The sequence below is a fragment of the Protofrankia sp. Cj3 genome, from assembly GCF_917627355.1.
Classification (GTDB): Bacteria; Actinomycetota; Actinomycetes; order Frankiales; family Frankiaceae; genus Protofrankia.
Genome location: NZ_CAKJTR010000021.1, coordinates 36,795 through 37,294, shown reverse-complemented (window position 1 = coordinate 37,294; position 500 = coordinate 36,795). Strand labels below are relative to the sequence as shown.

1 protein-coding gene is annotated in these 500 nt (G+C 73.4%); it reads right to left on the bottom strand.

Annotation, left to right across the window (positions count from 1 at the left end):
• Positions 1-500 (bottom strand): FHA domain-containing protein (locus tag MJ783_RS04885; RefSeq protein ID WP_239308720.1); only part of this gene is annotated, 500 nt, incomplete at both ends.

The following is a 500-nucleotide window of genomic DNA, read 5'->3' as shown; positions in this document are numbered from 1 at the left end:
CGTCCTGCGGGACGAGCCCGATGCGCTGGCGCAGCTCGTCGTAGGACGCGTAGAGATCGCGGCCAGCGTAGCGGACCTCACCGGAGTCGGCGGGGCGCTGCCCGGTCAGCGCGCCGAGCAGGGTGGACTTCCCGGCCCCGCTCGGCCCGACGACAGCCAGCAGGCTGCGCTGCGGCAGTGTGAACCCGACTCCGTTGAGCAGTCGCCGCCCGGAGCGGGTGACGACCAGGTCGTCGGCCTCGAACGAGATGTCGCCCTCGTCGGTGTGCTCGACGAGCGTGCCGCCCTGCAGGTGCAGCAGGGCGTGCCCGATGCCGACGATGTCCCCGGTCCCGATTGTCGCTTCGCCGACCCGGCGGCCGTTGACGAACGTCCCGTTCCAGCTGCCGAGGTCGACGATCCGCCACTCGGGCCCGGCCTGGCGCAGCTCCGCGTGCCGGCGGGAGACGAGCGGGTCGGCGAGCACCACGTCACACTCGGGCGCGCGGCCGATGACGACC